The organism is Micromonospora sp. NPDC048830 (assembly GCF_043198215.1).
Lineage (GTDB): Bacteria > Actinomycetota > Actinomycetes > Mycobacteriales > Micromonosporaceae > Micromonospora.
In genome coordinates, this window is sequence record NZ_JBICUP010000040.1 from 32,887 (window position 1) to 53,940 (window position 21,054).

At 73.8% G+C, this 21,054-nt stretch carries 15 protein-coding genes and 2 pseudogenes; 6 read left to right on the top strand and 11 right to left on the bottom strand.

The features are described from left to right. Positions 1-143: 143 nt before the first annotated feature. The 3 genes and pseudogenes from ACGFIZ_RS26985 to ACGFIZ_RS26995 all read right to left on the bottom strand — a co-directional run. A pseudogene (locus ACGFIZ_RS26985) lies at positions 144-1,115 on the bottom strand (DUF58 domain-containing protein); the annotation flags it as partial. A gap of 74 nt (positions 1,116-1,189) precedes the next feature. After that, positions 1,190-2,239: an AAA family ATPase gene (locus ACGFIZ_RS26990; protein WP_393423682.1), complete on the bottom strand. Its 1,050-nt coding sequence runs from the start codon at positions 2,237-2,239 to the stop codon at positions 1,190-1,192. 193 nt (positions 2,240-2,432) lie between these two features. Beyond that, positions 2,433-2,933: a hypothetical protein gene (locus ACGFIZ_RS26995; protein ID WP_393423684.1), complete on the bottom strand. Its 501-nt coding sequence runs from the start codon at positions 2,931-2,933 to the stop codon at positions 2,433-2,435. A gap of 375 nt (positions 2,934-3,308) precedes the next feature. Between ACGFIZ_RS26995 and ACGFIZ_RS27000 the strand changes: the two genes are divergently transcribed. Continuing rightward, positions 3,309-4,298 carry an endonuclease/exonuclease/phosphatase family protein gene (locus ACGFIZ_RS27000; RefSeq protein WP_393423718.1) on the top strand — a complete coding sequence of 330 codons (990 nt, stop codon included), beginning with the start codon at positions 3,309-3,311 and terminating at the stop codon, positions 4,296-4,298. 3 nt (positions 4,299-4,301) lie between these two features. Here the strand turns inward: ACGFIZ_RS27000 and cimA are convergent, their stop codons facing one another. After that, positions 4,302-5,885 carry a citramalate synthase gene (cimA, locus tag ACGFIZ_RS27005; RefSeq protein ID WP_393423686.1) on the bottom strand — a complete coding sequence of 528 codons (1,584 nt, stop codon included), beginning with the start codon at positions 5,883-5,885 and terminating at the stop codon, positions 4,302-4,304. Between the two features lie 366 nt (positions 5,886-6,251). Here cimA and ACGFIZ_RS27010 point away from each other — a divergent pair, with 366 nt between their 5' ends. From ACGFIZ_RS27010 to ACGFIZ_RS27020, 3 genes are all read left to right on the top strand, one after another. Beyond that, positions 6,252-6,812, top strand: coding sequence for a peroxiredoxin (locus ACGFIZ_RS27010; protein WP_347669699.1), 561 nt, complete (start codon positions 6,252-6,254; stop codon positions 6,810-6,812). Positions 6,813-6,814: 2 nt separating this feature from the next. Continuing rightward, on the top strand, positions 6,815-7,345 hold the full coding sequence (locus tag ACGFIZ_RS27015; protein WP_393423688.1) for a carboxymuconolactone decarboxylase family protein: 531 nt from the start codon (positions 6,815-6,817) through the stop codon (positions 7,343-7,345). Between the two features lie 121 nt (positions 7,346-7,466). Further along, a complete protein-coding gene (locus ACGFIZ_RS27020; RefSeq protein ID WP_393423720.1) occupies positions 7,467-8,171 on the top strand; it encodes a tyrosine-protein phosphatase in 705 nt (234 codons plus the stop codon). 326 nt (positions 8,172-8,497) lie between these two features. On the opposite strand, the gene ACGFIZ_RS27025 is transcribed toward ACGFIZ_RS27020, so the two are convergent. Then, positions 8,498-9,595, bottom strand: a complete 1,098-nt coding sequence (locus ACGFIZ_RS27025) for a branched-chain amino acid aminotransferase (RefSeq protein ID WP_393423690.1) — start codon at positions 9,593-9,595, stop codon at positions 8,498-8,500. A 315-nt stretch (positions 9,596-9,910) separates the two neighbouring features. Beyond that, positions 9,911-10,942, bottom strand: a complete 1,032-nt coding sequence (locus ACGFIZ_RS27030) for a 3-isopropylmalate dehydrogenase (protein ID WP_393423692.1) — start codon at positions 10,940-10,942, stop codon at positions 9,911-9,913. A 221-nt stretch (positions 10,943-11,163) separates the two neighbouring features. On the opposite strand from ACGFIZ_RS27030, the gene ACGFIZ_RS27035 reads away from it, so the two are divergent. Both ACGFIZ_RS27035 and ACGFIZ_RS27040 read left to right on the top strand, forming a co-directional pair. After that, the gene (locus tag ACGFIZ_RS27035) at positions 11,164-12,030 is read left to right on the top strand and encodes an FAD:protein FMN transferase (protein ID WP_393423694.1); all 867 of its coding nucleotides are present in this window, start codon (positions 11,164-11,166) and stop codon (positions 12,028-12,030) included. A gap of 339 nt (positions 12,031-12,369) precedes the next feature. Beyond that, positions 12,370-12,723 carry a hypothetical protein gene (locus ACGFIZ_RS27040; protein WP_347669706.1) on the top strand — a complete coding sequence of 118 codons (354 nt, stop codon included), beginning with the start codon at positions 12,370-12,372 and terminating at the stop codon, positions 12,721-12,723. A 116-nt stretch (positions 12,724-12,839) separates the two neighbouring features. On the opposite strand, the gene serA is transcribed toward ACGFIZ_RS27040, so the two are convergent. The 5 genes and pseudogenes from serA to ACGFIZ_RS27065 all read right to left on the bottom strand — a co-directional run bounded on the left by serA (position 12,840) and on the right by ACGFIZ_RS27065 (position 21,005). After that, positions 12,840-14,438: a phosphoglycerate dehydrogenase gene (gene serA, locus ACGFIZ_RS27045; RefSeq protein ID WP_393423696.1), complete on the bottom strand. Its 1,599-nt coding sequence runs from the start codon at positions 14,436-14,438 to the stop codon at positions 12,840-12,842. Between the two features lie 302 nt (positions 14,439-14,740). Then, on the bottom strand, positions 14,741-15,754 hold the full coding sequence (gene ilvC, locus ACGFIZ_RS27050) for a ketol-acid reductoisomerase (protein ID WP_393423698.1): 1,014 nt from the start codon (positions 15,752-15,754) through the stop codon (positions 14,741-14,743). A 102-nt stretch (positions 15,755-15,856) separates the two neighbouring features. Beyond that, complete coding sequence (gene ilvN, locus ACGFIZ_RS27055; protein ID WP_393423700.1) at positions 15,857-16,381, bottom strand: acetolactate synthase small subunit; 525 nt, start codon at positions 16,379-16,381, stop codon at positions 15,857-15,859. Between the two features lie 2 nt (positions 16,382-16,383). After that, positions 16,384-18,261 carry an acetolactate synthase large subunit gene (locus ACGFIZ_RS27060; protein WP_393423702.1) on the bottom strand — a complete coding sequence of 626 codons (1,878 nt, stop codon included), beginning with the start codon at positions 18,259-18,261 and terminating at the stop codon, positions 16,384-16,386. A 472-nt stretch (positions 18,262-18,733) separates the two neighbouring features. Then, positions 18,734-21,005, bottom strand: a pseudogene (locus ACGFIZ_RS27065) (putative bifunctional diguanylate cyclase/phosphodiesterase). Positions 21,006-21,054 lie beyond the last annotated feature (49 nt).

Genomic DNA, 21,054 nt, shown 5'->3' on the forward strand with positions numbered 1-21,054 from the left:
GCGGGCGGCGCCGAGCCCGACCCGGAGGTCCCGGCGCGCGGCCCAGGGCCCGGCCGGCCTGCGCCGGCGGGCGGCGCCGAACCCGACCCGGAGGTCCCGGCGCGCGGCCCAGGGCCCGGCCGGCCTGCGCCGGCGGGCGGCGCCGAACCCGACCCGGAGGTCGGGGCCAGGGCCAGCCGGCGCTGGGCGTGCACGTGCCGCACCACGTCGGCGCACCAGTCCCGGTCGGTGCGCAGCGGCAGGTGCGTCGCCCCGCACCGGCGCAGCACCTGCCGGACCTGCCCGCGCTGGGCGGCGGCGGCGGCCGCGTACCGCTCGCGCAGCCGGCGGTCGCCCGTCCAGACCTCCCGCCGCCTGCCGGACTCGGGGTCGACGAGGGTGATCAGGCCGACGTCCGGCAGTTCCAGCTCGCGCGGGTCGGTCACCTCCACGGTGAGCACCTGGTGCCGGACGGCGAGCCGGCGCAGCGTCGGCTCCCACGGGGGCGGCTCCGCCGGATCGTCCGGCAGCGCGTCGAGGAAGTCGGAGACCACCACGACCAGGCCCCGCCGGGTGGCGACCCGCCCGACCGCGGCCAGCCCGTCGGCCAGCGGCGCGCCGGGCTCGGCGGCCTCCGGACCGGTCCGGCCGGCGCGCGGCGCGGCCAGCAGCGTACGGAGCAGGCCGAGCAGGTGGGTCCGGCCGCTGCGGGGCGGGAACCGACGCAGCCTCTCCGGGCCGAGCAGCAGCGCGCCGAGCCGGTTGCCGACGCCGGCGGTGAGGAAGCCGACCGCCGCCACGGCGGCCACCGCGAGCTCGCGCTTGTCCAGCTCGGCGGTGCCGAACTCCATGCTCGGGCTGGCGTCCACGAGCAGCCACGTGGTCAGCTCCCGGTCGGCGTCCACCTCGCGGACGTGCGGGACGGTGGTGCGGGCGGTCACGGCCCAGTCCATCCGGCGCACCTCGTCCTCGCCCGGCCGGTACTCGCGGCTGCCGGCGAACTCGCTGCCCGGGCCGGGCAGCAGGCCATGGTGCTGGCCGTGCAGCAACCCGTCCAGGCGGCGGGTCACAGTCAGCTCCAGCCGGCGCAGCCGCTGGTCGGGGGCCAGGTCGGCCAGGGTCGGCTCGGCGGCCACCGCCTGCGGCGCGGGAAGGGGCCCCTCCTTGACGCCCCCGGTGGAGAAGGGTTCCCTTCTCACCGCCGCGCGCCTCACGCCGCCGCCAGGTCGGGGGCGGGCTCGGGCCGGCCGGCGGCGACCCGGGGCGGCGGCACCGCGTCGACGAGCCGGCGGACCACCGCGTCGGCGGACACCCCGTCGGCGACCGCGTCGAAGGAGAGCACCAGCCGGTGGGCGAGGACGTCCACGGCCAGGTCCCGTACGTCCTCCGGCACCACGTACTCCCGGCCGCGCAGCAGCGCCTGGGCCCGGGCGGCGGCGACCAGGCCGAGGGTGGCGCGGGGGCTCGCCCCGTACGCCAGCAGCGGGGCGACCTCGGGCAGCCCGAACCGGCCCGGGTCGCGGGTGGCGAGGATCAGCCGGACGACGTACTCGGCGACGGCGTGGTGCACGAAGACGTGGCCGGCGCGCCGCTGGAGCCCGCGCAGCCGGACGGGGTCGAGGACCTGGTGCGCGACGGGCCGGTCGGCGCTCATCCGGTAGAGGATCGCCAGCTCGTCGTCGTCGCCCGGGTAGTCGACGACGATCTTCATCAGGAAGCGGTCCCGCTGGGCCTCGGGAAGCTGGTAGACCCCCTCGGACTCGATCGGGTTCTGCGTGGCGAGCACCAGGAACGGCTCGGGGACCGGCCAGCTGCGGCCGCCGATCGAGACCTGGCGCTCGGCCATGGCCTCCAGCAGCGCCGACTGCACCTTGGCCGGCGCCCGGTTGATCTCGTCGGCGAGCACCAGGTTCGCCATGACCGGCCCGAGCTCGACGTCGAAGGTCTCCTTCGCGGCCCGGTAGATGCGGGTGCCGACGATGTCGGAGGGCACCAGGTCCGGGGTGAACTGGATCCGGGAGAAGGTGCCGCCGACCACGGTGGCGAGGGTCTGCGCGGCCAGCGTCTTGGCCACGCCGGGTACGCCCTCCAGCAGGCAGTGCCCCTCGGCGAGCAGCGCGGTGAGCAGGCGGTCGACGAGCCGGTCCTGCCCGACGATCACGCGTTTGACCTCGAAGAGGGTCTGTTCCAGCTCGGCGCCCGCCGCGTCGGGTTCGACCGGGCCGGGCAGGCTGGCCAGGGTGTCCGAGATGTCCGTCACGGTGCTTGCTTCCCGCGCCGCCGCCCGGACAAACGTCGGATTATCCGCCCCTGGCGGGCCCTGCGGGCGGGTCGGCACCCCATTCCACCCCGAACGGGACGAGCGGGCGGGGCGCGGCCGGCCGGGACGAAACGGCGCGGCACCGGCCCCCGAGGCGGTCGGGGGCCGGTGCCGGCATCGCCGGCAGGCCGGGTCAGGGGGTGTGCACGACCAGGTGGAAGGGCAGGTTGGCCGGGGCGCCCGCCGAGTTGCGCGTCTGGACGAACACGCCGTTGGGGGTCTGGAGCCGGGGCGCGACCGACGCCTCGCCGCCGGGCGGGATGCAGCAGTCGTCCGGCCGGCCGATCGAGGCGACGTAGACGCCCCGGCTGACGACGTGACCGAACTGCACCTCGTACTCGCCGACGCCGTACTTGATCACGAAGCCCACGCCCCGGGCCTTGGTCCCGTTCGCGTTCACCACGACGATGTCGACGGTGGTGGCGATGTCGGCGGAGGGCTTCGCCAACAGCGAGCGGGACAGCCGCGCGGACTCCGCGCTCACCGCAGGCTGCGAGTCGACCTTGCGGGCGACGGGCTGCGCGAGGTCGACGGACTTCGCCGAGGGCTGGGCGGCGGCGATGCCACCGCCCGCCAGGGTGAGCGCCAGCACGCCGAGCGTGACCGCCGCCTTGCGTCGCAGGAATGTGGGCATGACAGGTCTCCCTCAGTTGACCGGGGTGATGGGGCCGACCCGCATCCGACGGGCCGGCCTTGATTCCGTGGCTCCAAGGCCGGGCAGGCGCGAAACAATTGCGGCAACAATTGCCCAACTGCGCCGAGAATTGCCCGCCGCGAGTAATTTACACGAGGCCTGAGCTGGAATTACTACGGATAGTTGCGGGGCCTGGAACCAGGTGGAACGTAGCACTGACAGAAGCCGGCCGTCAATGACGACATCGCGTGTCGCCATTCGTCGTACGAGCCGGACAATTGCGAGACATGAATGGTCGACCATTCATGAAAGGCCGCCGGAAAAGGCGGGCGGACCACACCGGCGCCGCCCGGGGGCTACCCTGGCGCCGTGATCATCCGCACCCGCGCCGCGTCGCCGCCCGGCCGCCGGGACCGGGTACGCACCTGGCTCTGCTGGCTCGCCGTGGCGCCCGGGCTGCTCTGGGCGGCCGTCCGACTGCCCGGCCTGGAACGGGGGCCCCTCGTGCAGGCGGTCGCCTTCACCCCGTACGTCGCCGCCTGGACGCCGGCCCCGCTGCTGCTGGCCCTCGCCCTGCGGCGCCGGTGGCCGGCGGCGGTCGCGGCCCTGGTCGCCGCCGCACTGCTCGGCGTGGTGGCGCCCCGGGCGCTGCCGTCGCCGCGACCGCCCGCGACTGGGCCCACGCTGCGCCTGCTCACCGCCAACCTGCTGGCCGGGGCCGCCGACACCCGCGCCCTGGTCGACCTGGTCCGCGCGCACCGGGTCGACGTGCTGGCCGTGCAGGAGTTCACGCCGGGCGCGGCGGCGGAGCTGGACCGGCTCGGCCTGGCCGCGCTGCTGCCCCACCGGCAGCTCAACCCGCAGGTGGGCACCCCGGGCTCCGGCCTGTACGCCCGCTTTCCGATCAGCGGAGGCGGCGTCCGGCTCAACCGGGGCGGGTGGGGGTTCAGCCAGGCGTACGGGACGGTGACGCCGCCGGGCGGGCCGCCGGTGCGGGTCGAGTCGGCCCACCCGGCGGCCCCGTACGCGATCGACCAGGTCGGTTACTGGCGTACCGACCTGACGGCCCAGCCGCCGGCCACCCCGGACGCCGGGTTGCGCGTGCTCGCCGGGGACTTCAACGCCACCCTCGACCACGCCCCGCTGCGCGCGCTGCTGGCGACCGGGTACGTCGACGCGGCGGACGCCGTCGGCGTCGGGCTGGTCGGCACCTGGGGCCCGTACGACGGCGATCCCATTCCGCCGGTGACGATCGACCACGTGCTGGTGGACCGGCGGATCGCGGTGCACGCGGTGGCGGTGCGGCCGGTGCCGGGCAGCGACCACCGGGCGGTGTTCGCCGAGCTACGCCTGCCCACCGCCTAGCCCCTACACGCGGGCCCGGTCCAGGCCGTACGTGAGGGCGTCGACCAGGGCGTGCCAGGACGCCTCGACGACGTTGGGGTGCACGCCGACCGTCGTCCAGTCGCGGCCCGCGTCGTCGGCGGTCTCCACGAGCACCCGGGTCACCGCGCCGGTGCCGCTGCTGCCCTCCAGGATGCGCACCTTGTAGTCGGCCAGCTCGAAGCCGCGCAGCTCCGGGTAGCGCCGGGACAGGCCGGTCCGCAGCGCCTCGTCCAGGGCGTTGACCGGGCCGTTGCCCTCGGCGGTGGCGATCACCCGCTCGCCGCGTACCCGGATCTTCACCGTGGCCTCGGAGACCACGGCGCCGTCCTCCCGGTGCTCGACCAGCACCCGGTACGACTCGAGCGCGAACGGCCGGGCCGGCGCGGCGCCCGGCAGCTCGGAGCGGACCAACAGCTCGAACGACGCGTCCGCGGCCTCGAACGACCAGCCGCCGGCCTCCAGCTCCTTGACCCGCTTGGTGACCGTGGACAGCGCCTCCGGATGGCCGGCCAGGTCCAGGCCAAGCTCGCGGCTCTTCAGCTCGACGCTGGCCCGGCCGGCCATCTCGGTGACCAGGATCCGCATGTCGTTGCCCACCACGGCTGGGTCGACGTGGTTGTACAGCAGCGGATCCACCTTGATCGCGCTCGCGTGCAGCCCCGCCTTGTGGGCGAAGGCGGCGGCCCCGACGTAGGCCTGGTGGGTGTCGGGGGCGATGTTGGCGATCTCGGCGATGGCGTGGGAGACCCGCACCATCTGCTCCAGGCAGCCGTCCGGTAGGACGGGCATCCCGAGCTTGAGCTGGAGGTTGGCGACGACGGCGAAGATGTCCGCGTTGCCGGGGCGCTCGCCGTACCCGTTGGCGGTGCCCTGAGCGTGGCGGACGCCGGCCTCGACGGCGGCGATGGTGTTGGCCACCGCGCAGGCCGTGTCGTTCTGGCAGTGGATGCCGAGCCGCCCCGGGTCGACGCCGGTGCGCGCGGTCAGGTCGGCGATCGCGGCGGTGACCTGGGAGGGCAGCATCCCGCCGTTGGTGTCGCAGAGCACGAACCGCTCGGCACCGGCGGCCAGCGCCGTCTCGACCACCTGGGCCCCGTACGCCGGGTCGTGCCGGTAGCCGTCGAAGAAGTGCTCCCCGTCGACGAAGACCCGCCGGCCCTCGGCGACCAGGAACGTCACGGTGTCGTGGATCATCGCCAGGTTCTCGGCGGGGGTGGTGCGCAGCGCCCGCTCGACGTGCCGCAGGTCGGCCTTGGCGACCAGCGCGACGGCCGGGGTCTGCGCGTCGAGCAGCCCGCGGACCTGCGGGTCGTCGGCCACCGCCACGCCGGCCTTGCGGGTGGCGCCGAACGCCACCAGCACGGCGTGCTTCAGGTTCAACTCCGTGCGGGCGCGCCGGAAGAACTCGGTGTCCTTGGGCACCGCCCCCGGCCAGCCGCCCTCGATGAAGCCGACGCCGAACTCGTCCAGCAGTTGGGCCACGGCCAGCTTGTCGACCACCGAGTAGCTGAGCCCCTCACGCTGTGCGCCGTCGCGCAGCGTCGTGTCGTAGACCTGGAACGTCATGGGAGTCCTTTCAGGCGCGGGTTGGGCAGGGGGCAGCGGCGACCGGACCAACAAAAAGACCCCCCGCGGTTGCGGGAGGTCTGCGCGCTCGGCGGGGTGGGCCGGGCGCGCTAGTTGCCGATAATGACGAGGGTGCTGGTCACGCTCCCCACTCTGCCACCCCTCCCCCACTTCTGGGAGAACCAGTCCATATGACGAGACGGTCACGGAGGGTCGCCGGGCCCGATCCGACCCCTCACCGGGGCAAAATCCGGCACAGGTGATCGACTTCACAAGTCACCTGGGCGCCATCAAGGCGAAACATCACTGCGGCAGTATCTGGAACTGATCCAGTTTCCGGCCTTGTGCCACTGTCAAGGAGGACCCGTGCTCACTGTCGGTGACCGCTTCCCCGAGTACGAGCTCACCGCCTGCGTGTCGTTGGACGCCGAGAAGGCGTTCGAGTCGATCAACCACAAGTCCCACGAGGGCATGTGGCGGGTGGTCTTCTTCTGGCCGAAGGACTTCACCTTCATCTGTCCGACCGAGATCGCCGAGTTCGGCCGCCTGAACGGCGAGTTCGCCGACCGGGACGCCCAGGTGCTCGGGGTGTCCGTGGACAGCGAGTTCGTCCACTACGCCTGGCGCAAGGACCACCCGGACCTGCGCGAGCTGCCCTTCCCGATGCTCAGCGACATCAAGCGCGAGCTGACCGACGCCTGCGGCGTGCTCGGCGAGGACGGCGTGGCCCAGCGCGCCACCTTCATCGTGGACCCGAACAACGAGATCCAGTTCGCCATGGTGACCGCCGGCTCGGTCGGCCGGAACGTCTCCGAGGTGCTGCGGGTGCTCGACGCCCTGCAGACCGACGAGCTGTGCCCGTGCAACTGGAACAAGGGCGGCGAGACCCTGGACGCCACCAGGCTGCTCGCCGGCGCCGGGGCCTGACGATGGGTCTGGACGCGGTCAAGGCGGCCCTGCCCGAGTACGCCAAGGACATCAAGCTCAACCTCGGCTCCACCGTCGCCACCTCCACGCTGAAGCCGGAGCAGGCCTGGGGCACCGCCCTGGCCTGCGCGGTCGCGGCGCGCAACCCGCAGGTGCTGCGGGAGATCGCCGCCGAGGCGGCCGGGCACCTCACGCCGGAGGCGGTCGAGGCGGCCAAGGGCGCCGCCACGATCATGGCGATGAACAACGTCTACTACCGGGCCAAGCACCTCATCGGCGACGAGCAGTACGCGTCGATGCCGGCCCGGCTGCGGATGCAGATCATCGCCAGGCCGGGCGTGGAGAAGGCGGACTTCGAGCTGTGGTGCCTCGCCGTCTCGGCCATCACCGGCTGCGGCGTCTGCCTGGAGTCGCACGAGAAGACGCTGCGCGCCGCCGGGTTCACCCGGGAGCAGGTGCACGAGGGGCTGCGCATCGCCGCCGTCGTGCACGCGGCCGCGGTGGCCCTCGACGCGCAGGCCGCGCTGGCCTGAGCCGTACGCCCCGACGGGCCGGCGCCGCACGCACGGCGCCGGCCCGTCGCCGTCTCCATCGACGCCCGGCGGCGGCCGGTCCGGCGGCGGCGTGTAGGGGCGAACGCCCCCGGGTACGGGTGTGCACGGACATCCGCTCTCTCCGAGGCGACCCAGGAGTCACCCATGGACAGGCTCGACCCGCGCGCCGTGCACGCCAGCCCCGATCCCATCGTCGACGGCGGTCAGGGGGCCGTCGCCGGCGGCGCCCCCGCCGGCTCCTTCGACCCCTGGAGCTACCGCGACCGGTCCTCGGTCACCGACGTCGACCTGGTCGGCTACCGGGTCGAGGCCACCGACGGCGGCATCGGCAGGATCGACAGCGCGAGCCACGAGGTCGGCGGAAGCTACCTGGTGGTCGACACCGGGCGGTGGATCTTCGGCAAGAAGGTCATGCTGCCGGCCGGCACGGTCAGCCACGTCGACCACGACGCGCGCGAGGTCCACGTCGACCGGACGCGGGACCAGATCAAGGCCGCGCCGGAGTACGACGAGAACAGCCACGGCGACCCGGCGTACCGGGACCGGCTCGGCGGCTACTACGACGTCAGCTACACCGACGTGCCGCCGGGCACGACGCGCTGACCGTCCGGGCCGGCGGGGCGGTCCGACGTCACGGCCGGCGGGTACGTCCCCGCCGGCCGTTACCGTGTCAGCGTGGGCCGAGGCCATGGCGCTCTTCCTGACCGAGCTGCGGCAGGGGCACGGCTCGGTGGAGGGCTACCTGCGGCACGCCGGGGTCACCGACGCCCAGCTCGCCGCGCTCCGCGCCCACCTGCTGGAGTGAACTTCGGAGGCGGTCGGGCGGGCGACCGGTGCCGCCTCGTGTCGCGCAAGCCTGTGGAGCTGCCCCATCCGTGCGCCCAGGCCTGGCTCCGCGCCCACCCGGGCAGGGCGTTGCCGCACGGCTCCTCGCCCGGCCAGCCGGGGCGTTGCCGCGAACGCGTGCCCCGTCTGCGCGGGCAGCTCCACAGGCCGCGGAAAGCTACCGGCCAGACCGCGAACCCGCGACACCGGCCACAGGTAGCTACAGGCCGCGAACCCGCGACACCGGCACCTGCCGGCGCGTGCCGGGCAGGGCCCGGTGACGCATGCGCCGGCAGGTGCCCGCGGTCAGAGGACCCGGACGACCCAGCCGTGCGGGTCGGCGGCCCGGCCGCGCTGGATGTCGACCAACTGCTGGCGCAGCTCCATCGTGACCCGGCCCGGCTCCCCGCCGCCGATGAGGAACTCGCCGTCCGGGAAGCGGACCCCGCCGATCGGCGTGACCACGGCCGCGGTGCCGCAGGCGAAGACCTCCCGCAGCCGGCCGCTGACCGCGTCGGCCTGCCAGTCGGCGAAGCTGACCGGCCGCTCCTGCACGTCGAGCCCGGCGTCACCGGCCAGCGTGAGGACGGCGTCCCGGGTGATGCCGGGCAGGATCGTGCCGGTCAGCGGCGGGGTGACCAGGGTGCCGTCGTCGTAGACGAAGAAGACGTTCATCCCGCCCAGCTCGTCGACGTAGCGCCGCTCCACCGCGTCCAGGAACACCACCTGGTCGCAGCCCGCCTCGATCGCCTCGGCCTGCGCCGCGAGCGAGGCGGCGTAGTTGCCGCCGCACTTCGCCGCGCCCGTGCCGCCGGGGGCCGCGCGGGTGTAGTCCGGCGACGCCCAGACCGTCACCGGCTTGACCCCACCGGTGAAGTACGCCCCGGCCGGCGAGGCGATGACCACGTAGAGATACTCGTTGGCCGGCCGGACGCCGAGGAAGACCTCGCTGGCGAACATGAACGGCCGCAGGTACAGGCTGCCGTCCTCACCCTCCGGGACCCAGTCATGGTCGATCTCGACGATTCGGCGCAGCGACTCGACGAACGTCTCCACCGGCAGCTCCGGCATCGCCATCCGGCGGGCGGAGGCGGCGAACCGCGTGGCGTTGGCCTCGGGCCGGAACAAGGTCACCCCGCCGTCGGCCGTCCGGTACGCCTTGAGCCCCTCGAAGATCTCCTGCGCGTAGTGCAGCACGGCGGCGGCCGGGTCCAGCGGGATGGCCGCCCGCGCCTCGACCCGGGGGTCGTACCAGCCCTTGCCCTCGGCGTAGTGGATCGTGACCATGTGGTCGGTGAAGACCCGTCCGAAGCCCGGGTTGGCGAGCAGGGCGGCCCGGTCGGCGACCGATACCGGCGCGGGATTCGGACGGATCTCGAAGTCGAGCATGTCACCACCGCTCATCGCGCGGACCTCCCTGCGGGACAACGGCATGCGGGACCGCATGCCGATTCAGCTGTTGCCAGAAACTTACCCCCACCGCCCCTGAGCAGGTAGGTCGGTGGTCGCGACCAGGCGCGCCGGACGCAGGTTCGGGCAGATCGGACGCCCCGTCGGGCGCCTGGTGGTCGGATACCGGTCAGGCCGCCGCGTACGCAGCGGCTGGGCACCTGGACAGATCCCCCGCCCAGGCGGCCACCGGACACCGGTCGGATCGCCGCATTCGCGGCGACGGGACACCTGGTCGGATCGCCGCATTCGCGGCGACGGGACACCTGGTCAGGCCACCGCGTACGCGGCGAGCCGGTCGCCTACCTCGGCGGTGCGCAGCGGTACGTCCGGGGCCCGGTTGGCCAGCTCCGTGCCGACGGCGGCGGTCACCCGCGCGGCGGCCTCGGCGTGCCCGAGCTGGTCCAGCAGCAGGGCGGCGGAGAGGACCGCGGCGACCGGGTCGGCGACGCCCTGGCCGGCGATGTCCGGCGCGGAGCCGTGCACCGGCTCGAACATGGACGGGTAGCGCCCCTCGGGGTTGATGCAGCCGCTGGCGGCGAGCCCGATGCCGCCGGTCACCGCGGCGGCGATGTCGGTGAGGATGTCGCCGAAGAGGTTGTCGGTGACCACGACGTCGTACCGCTGGGGCTGGGTGACCAGGAACATGGCGGCGGCGTCGACGTGCTGGTACTCGGTGGTGACGTCGGGGTGCTCGGCGGCCACGGCCTCGAACGCACGGGCCCAGAGCGACCCGGCGTGGGTCAGCACGTTGGTCTTGTGCACGAGGGTGACCTTGCGCCGCTCGCGGCGTTCCGCCCGGGCGAAGGCGTCCCGGATCACCCGCTCCACGCCGTGCCGGGTGTTCAGGCTCTCCTCCGTGGCCACCTCGGCCGGGGTGTCCCGGTGCAGCGAGCCGCCCGCGCCGGTGTACAGCCCCTCGGTGCCCTCGCGCACCACGACCAGGTCGACCTCGCCGGGCTTGACGGTCGCCAGCGGGCCGGCGACGCCCGGCCACAGCCGCGACGGCCGCAGGTTGACGTACTGGTCGAAGGCGAAGCGGAGCTTGAGCAGCAGGCCCCGCTCCAGCACACCCGGCGGGACGCTCGGGTCGCCGACCGCGCCCAGCAGGATCGCGTCGTGCCCGGCCAGCTCGGTCAGGACGGAGTCGGGCAGCACCTCGCCCGTACGGTGGTACCGGGCGGCGCCGAGGTCGTACTCGGTGGCCTCCACCCCGGGGAGCACGGCGTCGAGGACCTTCCGGGCCTGCGCGACCACCTCGGGCCCGATCCCGTCCCCGGCCACCACCGCGATGCGTGCCACGTCCTGCGCTCCCTCGCCTCGTCGTTCTTTGCAACCGTACGACTCCGTCCCGCCTCCCGGTACAACCCTTCCATGATTTGGGAAATGCGGATGCACAGCAGGTTCCCAGACGGCTTTCATGGGGCGGCCATCTTCGCGGCCTAGGGTCAGTGCCGAGCGGGTCACGGGCCCGTGACGGAATTCGCCGCAGCGCCGCGGCGCCGTCAGCGAAGGAGCAGGCCATGCGCATCGACGAGCAGCCCCGCCCCCGCTGGGCCCACGAGCAGCCGCAGCCGCGGTGGGTTGACCAGGGCCTCCGCAGCCGGCGCCCCGACCTGCGGCTCGGCGCCCGCAGCCACCGCCTCGACCGGTCCGCCGCCACCCCCGTCGACCGCATCGTCGTACGGCACACCGTCCGTACCGGCCCCGCCGAGTACTCGCTGCTGCTCAACGCCCCGCAGTGGCTGGGCCGGCGCGGCGTCGGCGAGGCGCTGGCGGACGCCGTCGGCGAGCTGCGCGCCATCGACCTCACGTACGGCCCGACCCGGCCCAAAAGCCTCGTGTCCCGGCTGCGCCGGGGGGAGATCAGCCCCGAGTCGTACCCCCCGCTGGCCGACCTGGTGGACCGCTGCGCCGCGATGCGGGCGGCGACCGACGGGTGGTTCGACGCCTGGGCGGTGCCCGGCGGCTTCGACCCGGGCGGCCTGCTCGGCGGCTGGGCGGTGGAGCGGGCCGCGACCCGGCTGCGCGCCGCCGGCATCCACGACTACGCCGTGCTCACGGGGGCCGACCTCGTGGTACGCGGCCACGCCCCGCACGGCGGCCCGTGGCGCGTCGCGGTGCACCACCCCACCGACGCCCGCCGGACCCCGCTGGTGCTGGAGATGACGGCCGGCGCGGTGGGCACCTCCGGCGTGACCGGGCGGCGGGGGCACGTCGTCGACCCGCACACCGGGGAGCCCGCCGACCAGCTCGCCTCCGCCACCGTGATCGGCCCGGACCTCGCGGTGGCCGATGCGTACGCCACCGCGCTCTACGCCGCCGGCCCGACCGGGCTCGTCTGGTTCCGCGGCGGCTCGGACTACCGGGCGCTGTTCGCCCACCGCTGACCGATCCTCCGGCCGGATCTCGCATCCCGGCTGTGGGCGGCCCGCGATCGGCCCCCAGGGTCTCGGCAACGACCGTGGGGGCCGGTCAGCGACGAGTGCGCGTGGCTCGCGCAATCGAGGGGCGCGGACTGGTCGGGCCGGACGTCCGACCACGTCACCCGAAGACGGGCCGACGACCGAACTCAGCCAGTGACCGCACGAGTACGCTATCGAATTGACGTAACTCGTCGCAAGAGTCTCCACAGCGGACCGTCCCGACGGGACGATGTGGAATGTTCCCGGCTGACCTGCGGCGGGGTCGCGGTGACTTCCCGGGCGCAAGATGGCACGCTGTCCGCCGTGAGTTTCGATCTGAGCGTATGGGCTCTCCCGGACGGAGCCACGCCCGCGGACGTGCGGGCAGCGGTGCAACGGTGCCATCAGGGGCAGCACGGCGAACGTTACCCGGACCCGCGGGTGGTCGCCTTCTACCGGGCGATCACGGCCAACTACCCCGACCGGACAGGCGAGGGGTCGCCGTGGGAGGTGTCGCCGCTGCACGCGACCGCCGACCACATCGTCATGAACCTCAACCCGGCCTGCGAGGACCAGGTGCTGCTCGACATCGAGCGGCTCGCCGGAGAACACAACCTGATGCTCTTCGACTACCAGGACGGCTCCGTCTACCCGCCGCCCGCCTCCGTGCGGCGCTGATCCGGCGACGTTTCCCCGACACGGCGAGGGGCCCGGCCGTGCGGCCGGGCCCCCGGGGGTCACACGCGGGCGGAACCTCCGCACGGCCTGCCCGCCGGGCAGGCCGTGGGCGGCGCCTACTCGTCGCGCAGGTCCGCGGCGCTGGCCGAGACCGCGCCGATCGAGTCGGCCGCCGAGGTGAGCAGGTCCGCGCCGAGCGCCTGGTCGACGGTGAGGGTCATCAGCGTCTCGCCGCCGGCCTCCCGACGGGCGACCTGCATCGCCGCGATGTTGATGCCGGCCGCGCCGAGCAGCGTGCCGACCGTGCCGACCACGCCCGGCCGGTCGACGTAGCGCAGGAAGAGCAGGATGCCCTCCGCGCCGATCTCCACGTCGAAGCCGTCCACCTGGGTCAGCTTGATGACCTCCCGCGCGCCGGCGTGCGTCACGGTGCCCGAGACGCTGACCGTGCGGCCGTCCGGCAGGGCGCCGCGGACGGTCACCAGGTTCGGGTGGTCCGTCGTCTCGGCCTGGGTGACCAGGGTGACCTCGACGCCGCGCTCGGTGGCCAGGTGCGGCGCGTTGACGTAGGTGACCTGCTCCTCCACCACCGAGCTGAACAGCCCCTTGGTGGCGGCGAGCTTGAGCACCGACACGTCGTGGTTGACGATCTCGCCACGCACCTCGACGGTGACGCTGGCGGCCACCCCGCCCGCGAGGGCGGTGAACGCCCGGCCCAGCTTCTCCGCCAGCGGCAGCAGCGGCCGGACGTCCTCGGCGACGACGCCGCCGGCCTGCACGTTGACCGCGTCCGGCACGAACTCGCCCTGCAGGGCCAGCTTCACGCTCCTGGCCACGGCCAGGCCGGCCTTGTCCTGCGCCTCGTGCGTGGAGGCGCCCAGGTGCGGGGTGGCCACCACGTTGTCGAAGGCGAACAGCGGCGAGGAGGTGCAGGGCTCCTTGGCGTACACGTCCACGCCGGCGCCGGCCACCCGGCCCTCGGCGATCGCGTCCGCCAGGGCCTGCTCGTCGACCAGCCCGCCCCGGGCGGCGTTGACGATCCGCACGCCCGGCTTGACGATCGCCAGCTCCTTCTCGCCGATCAGGCCCACGGTCTCCGGGGTCTTCGGCAGGTGGATCGAGATGAAGTCGCTCTCCCGGAGCAGCTCCTCCAGCCCGACCAGGCGCACCCCGAGCTGGGCCGCGCGGGCCGGCTGGATGTAGGGGTCGTACGCGATCAGCCGGGTGCCGAAGGCGGCGATCCGCTGCGCGAAGAGCACGCCGATGCGGCCGAGGCCGACCACGCCGACCGTCTTGCCCTGCACCTCGACGCCGGTGTACTTGGACCGCTTCCACTCGCCGGCCTTCAGGGCGGCGCTGGCGCTGGCGGTGTTGCGGGCCACGGCGAGCAGCAGCGCGACGGCCTGCTCGGCGGCGGAGACGATGTTGGAGGTGGGCGCGTTGACGACCATCACGCCCCGGGCGGTGGCGGCCGGCACCTCGACGTTGTCCAGGCCCACGCCGGCCCGGGCGACCACCTTCAGCCGGGGCGCCGCGGCGATCGCCTCGGCGTCGATCTGCGTGGCGCTGCGCACGATCACCGCGTCGGCCTCGGAGAGGGCGGAGAGCAGGGCCGGGCGGTCGGTGCCGTCAACGTGCCGGACATCGAAGTCGTGGGCGAGCACCTCGATGGCGGCGGGGGCGAGTTCTTCGGCGATCAGTACGACAGGAGTCATCGGTCCTCGTAGAGGTCGGGTGGCGGCGGCCGGGATGCCCGGGACGCCGTACTGCGCCCCGCGCTCAGTCGTGCCATGGCCGTCTGGTGCGCCGCTACGCACCTACCGCGATCGTAGGGTGCAGCCCGGCCGACATGGCACGGGCGGAGGGGTGAGCGCCCTCACAAACCCGACATGGGCGGGGGTTCCGGGCGCAGAAGTGGACAGCGGTGGCCGCCCGACGCCGGAAGAGCGTCGGGCGGCCACCGCGTGCCTCGGGCGATGCCGGTCGAAGCGGTCTCGGTCTGTCCGGCGGCGCCGGTTCAGGCGGTCTCGGTGATGGGCTGGTCCACCCAGCTCATCATGTCCCGCAGCTTCCGGCCCGTCTCCTCGATCGGGTGCGCCGCGCCCTCGGCCCGCCACTTGCTGAAGTTCGGCCGGCCCGCCTCGTCCTCGGCGACCCACTCGCGGGCGAACTCGCCGGACTGGATCTCGGACAGGATCTTGCGCATCTCCTCCTTGACCCGCGAGTCGACCACGCGGGGGCCGCGGGAGAGGTCGCCGTACTCGGCGGTGTCGGAGATGCTGTAGCGCATCCGGGCGATGCCGCCCTCGTACATGAGGTCGACGATCAGCTTCAGCTCGTGCAGGCACTCGAAGTACGCCACCTCGGGGGCGTAGCCGGCCTCGGTGAGCACCTCGAACCCGGTCTGGACCAGGGCCGCCGCGCCGCCGCAGAGCACCGCCTGCTCGCCGAACAGGTCGGTCTCGGTCTCCTCCTTGAAGGAGGTCCGGATCGCGCCGGCCCGGGTGCCGCCGATGGCCTTCGCGTACGACAGGGCGAGGGCTAACGCGGAGCCCGAGGCGTCCTGCTCGACGGCGACCAGGCAGGGCACGCCCTTGCCGTCGACGTACTGGCGGCGGACCAGGTGACCCGGGCCCTTCGGGGCGACCATGGCGACGTCCACGTCGGCCGGCGGCTTGATCAGGTCGTACCGGATGTTGAAGCCGTGTCCGAAGAAGATCGCCTTGCCCGGGGCCAGGTTGGGCGCGATCGACTCGGCGTACAGGGCCCGCTGGGCGGTGTCCGGGGCGAGAATCATGATGACGTCGGCCTCGGCCGCCGCCTCGGCCGGAGTGAGCACCCGCAGGCCCTGCTCCTCCGCCTTCGGGCGGCTCTTCGAGCCCGCCGGCAGGCCGATCACCACGTCGACGCCGGAGTCGCGCAGCGACAGCGCGTGGGCGTGGCCCTGGCTGCCGTACCCGATCACCGCCACCTTGCGGCCCTGGATCAGGCCCAGGTCCGCGTCGTCGTCGTAGTACACCTCAACGCTCATTGACTTCCCTTTCGTACGGCGGCCCGGGTGGCCCGTCGTTGTTTCCTGTGGCTGATGGGGCTTGTTCCCGGGCGGCCCGACAGGCCGGCCGGCGGAGGGAGTTCAGGCGGCCCGCAGGGCGGGGCCGACGGTGATCGAGCGCGAGCCGCGCCCGATGGCGACCGTGCCCGACTGGACCATCTCCTTGATCCCGTACGGTTCGAGGTCGCGCAGCAGCGCGTCCAGCTTGTCGGGGGTGCCGGTGGCCTCGATGGTCAACGTGTCCGGCGCGACGTCGACCACCCGGGCGCGGAACAGGTTGACCGTCTCCAACACCTGCGCCCGGGCGCTGCGGTCGGCGCGGACCTTGACCAGGAGCAGCTCCCGGGCCACCGAGACCTGCGGGTCCAGCTCGACGATCTTGAGCACGTTGACCAGCTTGTTGAGCTGCTTGGTGACCTGCTCCAGCGGGGACGACTCGGCGTTGACCACGATGGTGATCCGGGAGACGTCCGGGTTCTCGGTCTCGCCGACGGCGAGGCTGTCGATGTTGAAGCCGCGCCGGGAGAACAGCCCAGAGACCCGGGCCAGGACGCCCGGCTTGTTCTCCACCAGTACGGACAGCGTGTGCAGACTCTGCGTCGTCATGATTAGAGTTCGTCCTCGTCGAACGCGGGGCGGACACCCCGGGCGAACATGATCTCGTCGTTGCTGGTGCCGGCGGCCACCATCGGCCACACCATCGCGTCCTTGCCGACCACGAAGTCGATCACGACGGGCACGTCGTTGATCTCCATGGCCGCCTTGATGGTCTTGTCGACGTCGGCGGCGCTCTCGCAGCGCAGGCCGACGCAGCCGAGCGCCTCGGCGAGCTTGACGAAGTCCGGGATGCGGTGCTTGTGGGTGCCCAGCTCGGTGTTGGAGTACCGCTCGTTGTAGAACAGCGTCTGCCACTGCCGGACCATCCCGAGGTTGCCGTTGTTGATCACGGCGATCTTGACCGGGATGCCCTCCAGGGCGCAGGTGGCCAGCTCCTGGTTGGTCATCTGGAAGCAGCCGTCGCCGTCCACCCCCCAGACCACCGTGTCCGGCCGGCCGACCTTGGCGCCCATCGCGGCCGGGACCGCGTACCCCATCGTGCCGAGGCCGCCGGAGTTGAGCCAGGTGTACGGCTTCTCGTACGAGATGAACTGGGAGGCCCACATCTGGTGCTGGCCGACCCCGGCGACGTAGATCGCGTCCGGCCCGGCGATCTTGCCCAGCCGCTCGATCACGTACTGCGGGGACAGGGTGCCGTCTGCCGGCTCCTCGTACCCCAGCGGGTAGCGCCGGCGCAGGTCGTCCAGCTGGTTCCACCAGTCGGCGAGGTCGGCCGGCTCATGGGCGGCCCGCTCGGCCGTGACCGCCGCGATCAGCTCGTCGATCACGTGCCGGGCGTCGCCGACGATCGGCACGTCCGCGTGCCGGTTCTTGCCGATCTCGGCCGGGTCGATGTCGGCGTGCACGACGGCGGCGTCCGGGGCGAAGGTGTCCAGCCGGCCGGTGACCCGGTCGTCGAACCGCGCGCCCAGCGCCACGATCAGGTCCGCCTTCTGCAGGCCGTAGACCGCCGCGACCGTGCCGTGCATGCCGGGCATGCCCAGGTGCTGCCGGTGCGAGTCGGGGAACGCGCCGAGCGCCATCAGGGTGGTGACCACCGGAATGCCGGTCAGCTCGGCCAGCCGGCGCAGCCCCTCGTTGGCCCCGGCCTTGAGCACCCCGCCGCCGACGTAGAGCACCGGGCGGCGGGCCGAGGTCATCAGCCGGGCGGCCTCCCGGATCTGCTTGCCGTGCGGGTGCAGGGTGGGCCGGTAGCCGGGCAGGTCCAGCGTCGGCGGCCAGGTGAACGTGGTCTGCGCCTGCAGGACGTCCTTGGGGATGTCCACCAGGACCGGGCCGGGGCGCCCGGTCGCGGCCAGGTGGAACGCCTCGGCGAGCACCTGCGGGATCTCCTCGGGCGTCTGCACCAGGAAGTTGTGCTTGGTGATCGGCAGGGTGATGCCCTGGATGTCGGCCTCCTGGAAGGCGTCCGAGCCGATCGCCGGCCGGGGGACCTGGCCGGTGATCGCCACCATCGGCACCGAGTCCATGTACGCGTCGGCGATCGGGGTGACCAGGTTGGTCGCGCCGGGGCCGGAGGTCGCCATGCAGACGCCGACCCTGCCGGTGGCCTGGGCGTACCCGGTGGCCGCGTGGCCCGCGCCCTGCTCGTGCCGGACCAGGATGTGCCGGACGGTGGAGTCGTAGAGGGGGTCGTACGCCGGGAGGATCGCCCCGCCCGGGATGCCGAAGACGACGTCCACGCCGAGCGCCTCGAGGGACCGCACGAGGGAGCCGGCCCCGGAGACCTGGACGGGCTCGGACTGCCGTACCGCCGGGGCGGTGGCGCGGGCGGCCGGTGCGGCCCGGTCGGCGTCGGTCGCCGGCTCACCGGCGGGTCGGGATCGGCGGGCGGAGTGGGCGAGTGTCTCTGGCGTTGGTCGCGTCATGGCGGTTCAGGCCTTCGGCTTCGAGTGGCTGGGGCTCTTCAAGCGGTGCGCCGCGGGCGGGGCCCGCCGGCGCTGGGTCCGACGGCAACAAAAACGGCCCTCGTGCAGATGCACGGGGCCAGCGCACTCTCGACGGCGGAGAGTGCGCTCAGGTAAGTACTCGCGGGAACCGGTTCGACGGCATGTGGTCAAGCCTGACGCATCTCACGCGATGAGTCAACTGATCCCACATTTTGATTCACGGACGTCGGCGCGCCGCCCGGCGACGCGCCGTCGACCCCCGCTCCGAGCTGCGCGGACGACTCCTCGGCGGGGCGCTGCGCGGGCGCCGGGGACAGCCGCCCAGACGCGGCGGACGGCGCGGTGGCGGAGGTCACGGCGGAGCCGGCCGGAGAGGTGGTGGGGGTCACGGCGGAGCCGGCCGGAGAGGTGGTGGGGGTCACGGCCGAACCGGCCGGCGAGGTGGCGGAGGTCACGGCCGAGCCGGGCGGAGAGGTGGTGGAGGTCACGGCGGAGCCGGGCGGGGTCACGGCCGGAGCGGGGCGCGCGCCGGCCGAGGTCGCCGCCTCCAGCATCGCCTCCAGATGCTCGGCCGGCACCCCCCAGCCGAAGAGTGCGCCCTGGCCGAACCGGCAGCCGGCGGCGACCACCGCGGCCAGCTCCGCCGGGGTGGTGACCCCCTCGGCGATCACCTGCAGGCCGAGCTGGTGGCCCAGCCGCATCACGATGTCGACCATCGGGGCGAAGGCCGGCCCCTCGGTGTCCGCCGGGCGGACCGGCTCGTGCTCGGCGACGAGGCTGTGGTCGATCTTGAGGATGTCGATCGGGAGGCGGCGCAGCTGACCCAGGGACGAGTAGCCCGCGCCGAAGTCGTCCAGCGCGATCCGGACGCCGGTGCGCCGCAGCGCGGTCAGCCGCCGGATCAGCTCGTCCAGGTCGGTGGCGACGGCGTGCTCGGTGACCTCCAGCACCAGCCGCTGCGGGGGCACGTGGTGGGCGCGCAGCGCGTCGGCGACCTGGACGACGTACTCCGGCGCGTGCAGCTCGCGGGGCGAGACGTTCACCGAGACCCAGACGTCGTGCCCGTCGGCCAGCCAGCGGGACAACTGCCAGCACGCCTGGTGCAGCACCCAGGCGCCGAGCTTGGCGATCATCCCGCACTCCTCCGCCAGCGGGATGAACTCGTCCGGGCGGACGTTGCCCAGCTCCGGGTGGTGCCAGCGCAGCAGCGCCTCCGCGCCGACCGGGCGCACCGACGGCAGCGAGGCCACCGGCTGGAACGCCAGCCGCAGCTCGTCGCGCTCGATCGCGCCGCGCAGTTCGTGCTCCAGCGTCGTGCGGCGGCGCAGCCGCTGGTCGTACGCGGCGTCGTAGTGCTCGATCCGGTCCTTGCCGCGCTGCTTGGCGTAGCGCAGGGCCAGGTCGGCGTTGCGCAGCAGCAGTTCCACGTCCGGGTCGTCGGACTGGGCGGCCACCCCGATGCTGGCCGAGAGGAAGACCGGCCCGTCCGGCTGCTGGTACGGCTCGCCGAGCACCCCGAGCAGGCGCTGCGCGACCCGGCCCGCGTCGGCCTCCCAGCCGGGCATGAGCACCGCGAACTCGTCCCCGCCCAGGCGGGCGGCCAGGTCCCCGGGCCGCAGGTTGCCACGCAGCCGCCGCCCCACCTCCGCCAGCACGTTGTCGCCGACGTCGTGCCCGCGCATGTCGTTGACGTTCTTGAAGCCGTCCAGGTCGAGGCCGAGCAGCACGCGCGGGGCGCCCGAGGCGGCGGCCCGGTGCAGGGCGCGCAACAGGCCCCGCCGGTTGGCCAGGCCGGTCAGCGGGTCGGTGTGCGCCAACTCCCGGAAGTGCGCCTCCCGCGCGGCCAGCCGGCCCGCGTACCCGCGCACGTCGTTGAGCGTCAACTGCTGCCGGGCCACCAGCGCGAAGCCCTCGACGCTGCCGGCGACGATGCCCAGGGCGTCGAACCGGCCGCCCTGGAACAGGTGGTACATCGCCGACGCCGCCATCGCGAGCATCGGCACGAAGGCGTACGCGCCGTCCCGGCCGATCAGGTCGACCTCGATCTCGCCGGTCGGCGCGGCCCGGTGCACGGCGAACGCGGCGGCCAGCAGCCCGCCCGCGAGCAGTCCGGCGCCGGCCACCACCATCGCCGGCAGGGCCTGCAGGAGCCCCACCGCGATGCCGAGCCCGCCGCAGGTGGCCGCGGTGATCCCGGCGCCGAGCCAGACCAGCCGGCGCCGGGGCGGGGTGGCCCGCGTGAGCACGACCACGGCGAGCCCCACGGCGAGCGCGGCGCCGACGGTGGCCAGCAGGATCGGTACGCACGCCAGCGGCGTCGCGACGCCCAGCAGCCGGGTGGGCTCGGAGACGAGCACCCAGCCGACGAACCACAGCGCGGTCGCCATGATCAGGCCGTCCAGGAACAGCCGCGCCCGGGCCGCCGGGGTGTTCGGGGCGCCGGGCAGCCGCAGCAGTCCCGCGCCGAACGCGAGCGCGCTCGCGGCGGTGCCGGCCGAGGCCAGGGTCGCCCAGCCCACGCGCTGCCCCCGCTGGTCCGCGTCGTACCCGACGCCGAACGCCGCGGTGAGCCCGACCAGGAGGCTGGCCAGCGCGAACCCCGCCGCGACGGCGACCAGGACGGCGCCCTGCCTGCACGGCCGACCGAGCCGCCGGACGATCGTGGCCAGCAGCCCGGTGGCGACGACGGCGACGAGCCCACTCAGCACCGCGACCGCGACCATGCCCGGGGGGAAGTGCACGCCTCAACTCTGCCGGATGACCGCACGCCGT